The 7,370-nt window shown below is 66.5% G+C and carries 10 protein-coding genes; 2 read left to right on the top strand and 8 right to left on the bottom strand.

The window, feature by feature from the left end; all coding sequences use genetic code 11:
• A partial coding sequence (locus IBL25_RS23225) for a FliI/YscN family ATPase (protein ID WP_187780860.1) occupies positions 1-962 on the top strand: 962 nt, incomplete at its 5' end.
• Between the two features lie 14 nt (positions 963-976).
• Here IBL25_RS23225 and IBL25_RS23220 read toward each other — a convergent pair.
• The 7 genes from IBL25_RS23220 to IBL25_RS23190 form a co-directional block, all read right to left on the bottom strand.
• Positions 977-1,957, bottom strand: coding sequence for a DUF1217 domain-containing protein (locus tag IBL25_RS23220; RefSeq protein WP_238940613.1), 981 nt, complete (start codon positions 1,955-1,957; stop codon positions 977-979).
• Between the two features lie 191 nt (positions 1,958-2,148).
• Positions 2,149-2,436 carry a hypothetical protein gene (locus IBL25_RS23215; protein WP_187780858.1) on the bottom strand — a complete coding sequence of 96 codons (288 nt, stop codon included), beginning with the start codon at positions 2,434-2,436 and terminating at the stop codon, positions 2,149-2,151.
• Positions 2,437-2,487: 51 nt separating this feature from the next.
• Entirely contained in the window at positions 2,488-3,012 is a 525-nt protein-coding gene (locus IBL25_RS23210) for a flagellar biosynthesis repressor FlbT (RefSeq protein ID WP_187780857.1), read from the bottom strand.
• Positions 3,012-3,449, bottom strand: coding sequence for a flagellar biosynthesis regulator FlaF (gene flaF, locus IBL25_RS23205; RefSeq protein WP_187780856.1), 438 nt, complete (start codon positions 3,447-3,449; stop codon positions 3,012-3,014). The genes IBL25_RS23210 and flaF overlap by 1 nt, the downstream gene beginning before the upstream one ends.
• A gap of 140 nt (positions 3,450-3,589) precedes the next feature.
• Positions 3,590-5,329 (bottom strand): flagellin N-terminal helical domain-containing protein, encoded by a 1,740-nt coding sequence (locus IBL25_RS23200; RefSeq protein ID WP_187780855.1) that lies wholly within the window; start codon positions 5,327-5,329, stop codon positions 3,590-3,592.
• A 347-nt stretch (positions 5,330-5,676) separates the two neighbouring features.
• Positions 5,677-6,060, bottom strand: a complete 384-nt coding sequence (locus tag IBL25_RS23195; protein WP_187780854.1) for a hypothetical protein — start codon at positions 6,058-6,060, stop codon at positions 5,677-5,679.
• Entirely contained in the window at positions 6,057-6,308 is a 252-nt protein-coding gene (locus IBL25_RS23190; RefSeq protein WP_187780853.1) for a rod-binding protein, read from the bottom strand. Before IBL25_RS23190 ends, IBL25_RS23195 begins: the two co-directional genes overlap by 4 nt.
• Positions 6,309-6,493: 185 nt before the next feature.
• Here IBL25_RS23190 and IBL25_RS23185 point away from each other — a divergent pair, with 185 nt between their 5' ends.
• Entirely contained in the window at positions 6,494-6,964 is a 471-nt protein-coding gene (locus tag IBL25_RS23185; RefSeq protein WP_187780852.1) for a hypothetical protein, read from the top strand.
• A 51-nt stretch (positions 6,965-7,015) separates the two neighbouring features.
• Here the strand turns inward: IBL25_RS23185 and IBL25_RS23180 are convergent.
• The coding region (locus IBL25_RS23180; protein ID WP_202986862.1) for a hypothetical protein at positions 7,016-7,370 on the bottom strand (355 nt) is incomplete at its 5' end.

Genomic DNA, 7,370 nt, shown 5'->3' with positions numbered 1-7,370 from the left:
GGCGCCGCGCCGTGCCGCTGCGCCGCGCGGCGCCGGATGCATTGCGCCGGCGCGTGGTGGGGCCGCGCCTGGAAACCGGCCTGCGCGCCCTGGATGTTTTCACGCCCATCTGCCGCGGTCAGCGCATGGGTATCTTCGCTGCCTCCGGCGTCGGAAAATCGACGCTGATGGGCATGCTCGCGCGCTTCGTGGAAGCCGATGTTATCGTGGTCGGCTTGATCGGGGAACGTGGCCGCGAGGTGCGGGAATTTCTCGAACATACATTGGGCGAGGAAGGGCGCGCGCGCGCCGTGATGGTGGTGTCCACCAGCGACCAGCCCGCGCTGGCGCGGCGGCGGGCGGCGCAGGCGACGCTCGCTGTCGCCGAGCATTTCCGCGCCGAGGGCCGGCAGGTCTTCCTTCTGCTCGATTCCGTCACCCGCCTGGCCCATGCGCAGCGCGAGATCGGCCTGGCGGCCGGCGAGCCGGCGACCGCCCGCTCTTATACCCCTTCCGTCTTCAATGAGCTTCCGGCACTGCTGGAACGCGCCGGCCCGGGACCGGAGGGCGAGGGCGACATCACCGCCGTCTTCACCGTGCTGGTGGATGGCGACGACCATGATGAACCCATTGCCGATGCCGTGCGCGGCATCCTGGACGGGCATATCGTGCTGGACCGCCGGATCGGCGAGCGAGGCCGCTGGCCGGCCATCGATATTCTGCGCTCCGTCAGCCGCGCCCTGCCGCGCTGCCATTCGGCCGAGGAGAATGCCTTGCTTGGCGAAGCACGACGCCTGCTCGGCGCTTATGCGGATATGGCGGAGATGATCCGGCTGGGCGCCTATCGCGCCGGCAGCGACCCGCTGGTGGACCTGTCGATCCGCCAGCAGCCGGGCCTGGAAGCCTTCCTCAACCAGGCGGTCGATGAGCGGGCTGCGGCGCCCGAGGCCTTCGCCCTGCTCGCCAGCACTCTGAAAAGCTGAGCACCGGCGGCGCCCTACCTCACGCCGATGATGGAGAAAAGCGCCGCCGCGCTGCTGCCCGTAAAGCTGTCGCCGCCCCAGGCGATCGGTTGCACCAGTGTGGCGATGCCGGAGGAACTGGCCAAGGCCTGCGCCTCCGCCACGCTGGATCGCGCCACGTAGCGGTCCAGCATCTTGGTCAGCTTTGCGTTGTCCTTGAAGTCGGCGATATCCATGCGGCGTTCCAGCATGGCCTTCTGCTGGTCCACATTGATCTGCCCAAAACTCTCGGGCAGCCCCAGCACGTTCTGCACAACGGAAGCGAGATTGCGGTCGGCGATCACGCTGTACCAACTGGTGACGCTGGGCAGGCTGCGCTTGGCGTAGATGGCCTTGCGCAGCGTTTCCGATGTTTCTCCGAGCGATTCCTCGAAACGAGCCTGGGTGAAGCGGGCAACGATCTCCTCCACCGTGGCGCTTTTGCTGACGGCCGGGCCACCCTGCGCCGGAACGGCGACGCTGCCGGCGGTATTGGCAGCCAGGGCGGCTTGTGCGGTGCTGCCCTGGCTGGCCACGAGAATGAAGTTCGTGGCCCCACCGCGGCCCTTGCCGTCCGTGAAGACCAGCTTGCCACCAAGGGCGGTGACGGTGATGTGGCTGTTTCCGCCATCGGCCCTGCGGAAGGTGGCTTGCAATGTCGCGGCGAGTTCCAGGCGATTGCTGGCTTTGCTGAGGTCGAGGCCCGAGACTTTGACGCCCCCGAAGCTGCCACTGAAGCTTTCGAAGGTCTTGCCTTGCCGGATGCCTTCAACCTGTATCGTGGCACTGGAAGGCACCGCCGGAATCTCCGGAATCGCGATCCCGCCATAGTTCAAGGCGTTGGAAAGCTGCTTGTAGCGGCTGTCGACCATTCGCGCCGCGACGGAACCGGAATCGTTCGGATCACTGTCCAGCACCTTCTGCATCAGGGCATTCATGCCGATCTGCGAATCCAGCCCATAGGCGGTGAGCACCATCTCCTGTAGCCGGCGGTCGGCCAGAAGGTCCTTGGCCGTCAGCTTGGTTGGCAGCTTCTCGCGCAGATAGGAGACATCCCGCTGTAAGGAAGGATCCTTGGTGAAGGCGGTGAAATCAGCGATCTTCCTGCTCTGCAGGATCTTCCAGCCAGCCACGCCGCCTGGCACGCCGATGGTGATAGGGGTGATGCTCATGCCTCCAGCGAGGCTCCGGAGGCATTGTCCTTGTCCTCGCCCTGGTAGGCAGCGGGCAGGCGGAACAGAACACGGTCTGTCTCAGGGTCGCGTATCTCGGTGTAAAGGCGCATCGTCTCACCATCCAGGTGCACATCGAGCACCAGGCCACTGAGTGGTGCCTGCCCTCGCTGTTGAGCAGCCTTCACCTCCGGCGCGCCAGCGGCATCCTGCTGCTCGCCTGCGCGGGAGGACAGAGAGGTGGGCTCCACGGCTTGCTTCTTCACGGGCATGGGATCGATCACCGCAGCGGTTCCTGGCCTCGTTGGATGGAGATGCTAAACGTGCTTCCGCAGCTAGCGGAAAGTAGCTGGCCGCTCCGTCGCAGAGGGCGTGCCCCGCCGCGCCGGCACACCACGGGCTGCGAATGACGGCGCGGGAGGAGGGCTATCCTCCCGCGCAGCGCCCTCCCGGCGGAAGCGCTCCGGCGGTTCCAGTTGCAGCAATGCCGCCTCGTACATCACCAGCTCACGCAGTGCCGACAATGCGCGATAGATGTTACCGGCCTGCATCTGGGCTTCCGCCTCATCCAGCAGGCCAAGGTGTTCGGGCTTCAGGAAAACACCACGGAGGCGCGCGACCTGCTCGGTGAAAGCTTCACTGCTGCCCAGCACAGGCTGCGCGTTCAGCAGCACGCCCTGGGCGGCGAAGTAAGCGCGCCGCACCGGGGTCGATACATCATCGGCCACCAGAACGTCCTTCTCGCGCAGGATCTGGGCCTTGGTCTCCACCATCAGATAGGCGCGGCGTTCGCCGTTGGTGACGACAGCGCCATTGATGAAGATCCGCTCTCCCGGTGCCAGCTTCAGGATCAGGGACATCACATTGGGTCCGGCTGGGCGGCGGCATCGGGCTGCAGGCCCAGCATCACCGCGCGGTTGACGTCGATCAGCGCCTGCGGGCTCTTGCGCTCGCGCAGCACGCGGTCGCTCTCGGCGAAAACCCAGCGCGCCAGCGACAGAAGCCGCACGCGGAGCATATCCTCGCAGCTATTGCCGTCCCCGGCCAGATCAGCGGCGAAGGCGGTCCAGACCATCCGGTTCTCGTGAACGGCGGCAGGAAGGTCGGCGGGGCCGGCGCTTGGCAGGGCGGCCAGTTCCAGCATGGCAGCGGCGCGGGCGAGGACGCGGTACTCGATCGCCCGGGGATTCTCGGTCTCCCGGATCACGGCGCCATAGGCTGTCATGGCGCCGGTGGGGCGTTGCAGCGGGGCGGCAGGCAGGCCCGGAGGAACAGCGGGGGTGGCAAGGCTCAACATCGGATTCTTCCTTTGTCACGCGTGGGACCCGCAAGGGCGCCAGCGGCGTGCATGCACGGACCACGGCGCCGGCCAGCCCTGCGGCTGCCCGGCGCCAGGAACCAGACGGGACGCGGCGCGGCGCCGCGTCCCGGCCGGCTTTACTGGAAGAGACGCAGGATGCTCTGTGGCGCCTGGTTGGCGATCGAGAGCGCCTGCGTGCCGAGCTGCTCCTGCACCTGCAGGGCCTGCAGGCGAGCGGCTTCCTCGGACATATCGGCGTCCACCAGGGCGCCGAGGCCGGTGTTCAGCGTATCCACCAGCTTGTCCAGGAAGTCCTTCTGCAGATCGATCCGCGTCGCGGCGGTACCGAAGGAGGCAGCGGCATTCGCCACGTTGGCGCCAGCCTGATCGACCTTGGAGAGCAGAACGTCGTAGTCGGTCTTGGAGGAGTTGAAGCTGGTCAACGCCGTGGAGCTGCTGAAGCTGGCGATGCGCAGGGCGCCAGTCACCGAGTCGACGGACACGTGAAATCCATCGCCGGCGGCGGTCGGGGCGGTAGTCGTGAACCCGCCGCCATCGAGAGCCACCGGGGACGTGATGCTATCGATGTTCCAGCCATCCGTGCCCGTACCCTTGGTCAGGGCATCCTTGAACTTTTCAGCAATATCCTTTCCAGTGACGTTGCCGTTGGTGACGTCAGAGGCAGCGACGGCAATCACGAAGACCCGGTCGGCAGTGCTGCTGCCATCCAGGATCTTGTCACCAGTCTTGTAGTTATCGCCCACCACCTTCAGCTTATAGGTGACATCACCCTTGTCGGTGGTGTTGGTGGCGGGCGTAAGGTCGGCCTTGATCACGAACTCATCGCCGACCTGCAGTGCCTTGTCAGCGAAGTCCATCTCCAACACCGACGTGGCGCCGCTCACCACGTTCGCGCTGGCGGTCAGGGCATTGGTGGGCGCAGCGGCTGCGTCGCCCTTCTTGGCCGTCAGGACATCGGTCAGGTCAACACCGGTCGAGGTCGAGGTGGCGGTGCTGCCCAGCCGCACCGTGGAATCGCGGTTCTTGGCGCTGATCAAGAGGTCGGTGGTGGCGGTGCCGTCGACAATGTTGCGGTCGGCGGTGAACATCGCGCTGAAGCCAGCATCAGCATTCAGGGTGCTGACCAGATCCTCAACCTTGGAGATGTCCTTGGCCAGCTTGACGGTCAGGGTGCGGTCGGTGCCCGTCTCGTCGATATACTTCAGCTCCAGATGGTGGCCAGCCTTGAGGGCGAGAGCGCTGCCCGTGGCCAGCTTTACCTTCTGCACACCGTCATTCAGCTTGGCCATCGTCTGGTCGGCGCGCGACAGCACCGTCAGGTTCTTCAGGCCGGAGAGCAGCGAGCCGTCCTCGACCGAGAGGTTCTGCTTGGCGACATCGGCATAAGCGCCGGTGGAAACGCCATCGACCGTGTTCACCGAGGTCAGCACGCGCTGCGTGCCGCCGCCGTTGATCAGGTTCACGCCCTTGAAGGAAGCGGCGCTGACGATGGACTTGATGGTCTCGATATAGCCGTCGATGTCGGCCTGGACCTGCGCCTTGTCCACCGCCGGGTTCTGCGCGGAAGTGACCTTGGTGCGGATCTGCTTGACAGCGTCGGCGATCTGCTCGGCCGCCGTCTCGGCGGTGCCGATGATGGAGGAGGAGACGGAAAGGTTCTCGCTGACCTGCTTGGTATTGGCGATGTCGGAGCGCATCGCGGTGGCCACGGCCCAGGTCGCGGCATTGTCCTTGGCGGTGGAGACCTTCAGGCCGGTCGAGATCCGGTTCTGCGTGTTCAGCAGGTTCTTCTGCGTGGCCTTCAGCGACTGCAGCGCCGTCATCGCGCCGTTGTTGGTGAGGATCGAGCTGACCATGTTTGCGCCCTTCAAGGGTTCCGGTTCGGGGAGCGCCTTCTGACGCGGTCATCGCCTAGCGTGGAGGTTGAACACCTCGGCTGCGACACAACCGATCTAACAGGTCAGAATTGTTTTTCGCAAGCGCGCCGCGTGCCTCACGCTATTTTTTCGGTGACGGGCCGTCGGCGGCCCCCCCCGGGACGATCTGCCATGAGGCTCCCGACGCCCCTCAGCCCGACTGCGGAAAGCCGGAAGCGTACCCCCGTAAGGCGTAGCTTTCTGCCTCCAGCCATTCCGGGGTGAGCGGCGGCAGTGCGAGGCGCAGCAGGTCAGCATTCCCGCAGCACCGCCGCTCGGTTCACCTTTCAGGCGGTATGATCCAGGCTGGCCGCCAAAGTATGACGCAGCGGCTTGCGGCGCGGCCCCGGAAAAGCGCTGCCTTGCGGCCCATAGGTGCCTGGGTCCGCCGCCTGGGCGAGGTCGCGGCGCAGGCGGTCGCGCACCGTGCCCAGGGCATCGGCCACGGCTCCCAGCACCATGCCATTCTCCTCGGCCGCCGCCATCATGCCGCGCAATGCTGCGCGTTCCGCCGCATTCTCGGGTGGTCCCAGTCGGCTCAGTGCCAGCAGTGCTTCCCGCTTTTCTTCCATCAGGGCACCGAGGGTGGCGAGCGGCGCCGTGCCGGCGATTTCCGCCTCCCGCCACAACACCGCCTGCAGGCGGGCGGCGGCTTCGATCAGCGCGCTCATCGCGCGGCCTCCGGCCGGGCCGCACGGCCGATCACCCGCTCAATGGCCGGCGCCAGGCCAAGGCCGCCACGGGCCACCATGGCGTTCCCGAGTGCATGGTCCATGAAACTGTCGAAGGCGCCGGCGCCGGCACCGCCGTCAAACAGGCCCTGCCGCTTCTGCGGCCGTGCGGCCTGCATCATCTCGGAGGCAAAGCTAGCCTCCAGTTGCCGGGCAACACGACGCCCGGCAGGTGAGACAGAATCCATGGTGTCGAACCTTTTCCACAAGAAATGCAGGAACTCGGAACAAAGGAGCGGTGCCCTTTAACAGGATGTCAGGATTCTTCGCATAAGCCTGACGCAGAACTCGCCGCCAGAACGGTCGGCTCCCGGATCTCCAGAAGGAGCTGAACCCAGCCGCGGAAAAGCGCGGCCAAGCAGGACCGGCCAGCATGGGCGAGGCATTGGGCGAGATGTGGGACGAAGACGTCCTTGATGAAGATCTGGCGTCGGCACCGCGCCGGCGCCAACAGCAGCGCCGCCGCGCCCTGGCGCCGGAACTGCGGGGCGAGTTCGACCGGCGGCTGCTGGCGGGGGAGGATATCCATTCCCTCTCGCGCGCCTTCGATATTGAACCCTGGTACGCGCAGCGGCGCGCCAAGCGGGTCATGGGCCGCGCCAGTCGTGACCGTGAAGTTGCGCCTTTTCTCGATCCCCTGTCGGAGATGGAAGAGGACATGACGCCGCTGCAATATGCCTGCGGCCTGCTCGGCACGCGCGTGCGGCCGTTGCGCAACGGCTATTACGTGCTGGATGGCTACGAAGCCGGGCCCCGCGAGGTGACCCGCGCCGCCAACGGCCTGCTGCGGGAGCGTGGCCAGCGCGAGATCCCTTACCCGGGTCTGGTGCCGCTCTACAACTGAAGCGCCGACGGGGCGCTGGAGGGTCATCGTCCTCGCCCCGTCTCCTGTGCCTTACAGCGCCGGGCTGGCCAGCGGCAGGCGGGCGGCGGTGTCGCGCAACTCGCCTTCCAACGCCACCAGCTCGCTGACGCCGTTCTGTGCCAGCTCGGAGGAAGCGCCGGCAGCCGCCTGCGCGACCTCGGCCAGTTCCTGCAGCGCAGCCTCGGCAGCGGCGACCAGGGCACTGGTGGGGACCGCCATCTCCAGCGGCTCAACCGGTGCCGAGGCCGTGGTCATCGAAAGGGAGAGGGCATCGGCATCAGCCTTCGGTGCCGGTTCGGCGGGAAGGGCGGGCTCAGGCTCGCGGCGGCGGTGCAGGCCATGCACGCGGGCGCCACGGGCAATGCCGATCTCCTCGTAAACCAGC

It is taken from the genome of Pseudoroseomonas ludipueritiae (assembly GCF_014490445.1).
GTDB classification, from domain to species: domain Bacteria; phylum Pseudomonadota; class Alphaproteobacteria; order Acetobacterales; family Acetobacteraceae; genus Pseudoroseomonas; species Pseudoroseomonas ludipueritiae.
Note: the sequence above shows the minus strand (reverse complement) of the source record. Positions and strands in the feature narration are given on the sequence as shown.

Excerpts from the sequence above, each read along its gene's own strand:
- flaF (WP_187780856.1), bottom strand. The coding sequence starts at position 3,449 with ATGTTGAGCCTTGCCACCCCCGCTGTTCCTCCGGGCCTGCCTGCCGCC.
- IBL25_RS23220 (WP_238940613.1), bottom strand. The coding sequence starts at position 1,957 with ATGGTGCTCACCGCCTATGGGCTGGATTCGCAGATCGGCATGAATGCC.
- IBL25_RS23195 (WP_187780854.1), bottom strand. The coding sequence starts at position 6,060 with ATGAGCGCGCTGATCGAAGCCGCCGCCCGCCTGCAGGCGGTGTTGTGG.
- IBL25_RS23210 (WP_187780857.1), bottom strand. The coding sequence starts at position 3,012 with ATGTCCCTGATCCTGAAGCTGGCACCGGGAGAGCGGATCTTCATCAAT.
- IBL25_RS23185 (WP_187780852.1), top strand. The coding sequence starts at position 6,494 with ATGGGCGAGGCATTGGGCGAGATGTGGGACGAAGACGTCCTTGATGAA.
- IBL25_RS23190 (WP_187780853.1), bottom strand. The coding sequence starts at position 6,308 with ATGGATTCTGTCTCACCTGCCGGGCGTCGTGTTGCCCGGCAACTGGAG.
- IBL25_RS23200 (WP_187780855.1), bottom strand. The coding sequence starts at position 5,329 with ATGGTCAGCTCGATCCTCACCAACAACGGCGCGATGACGGCGCTGCAG.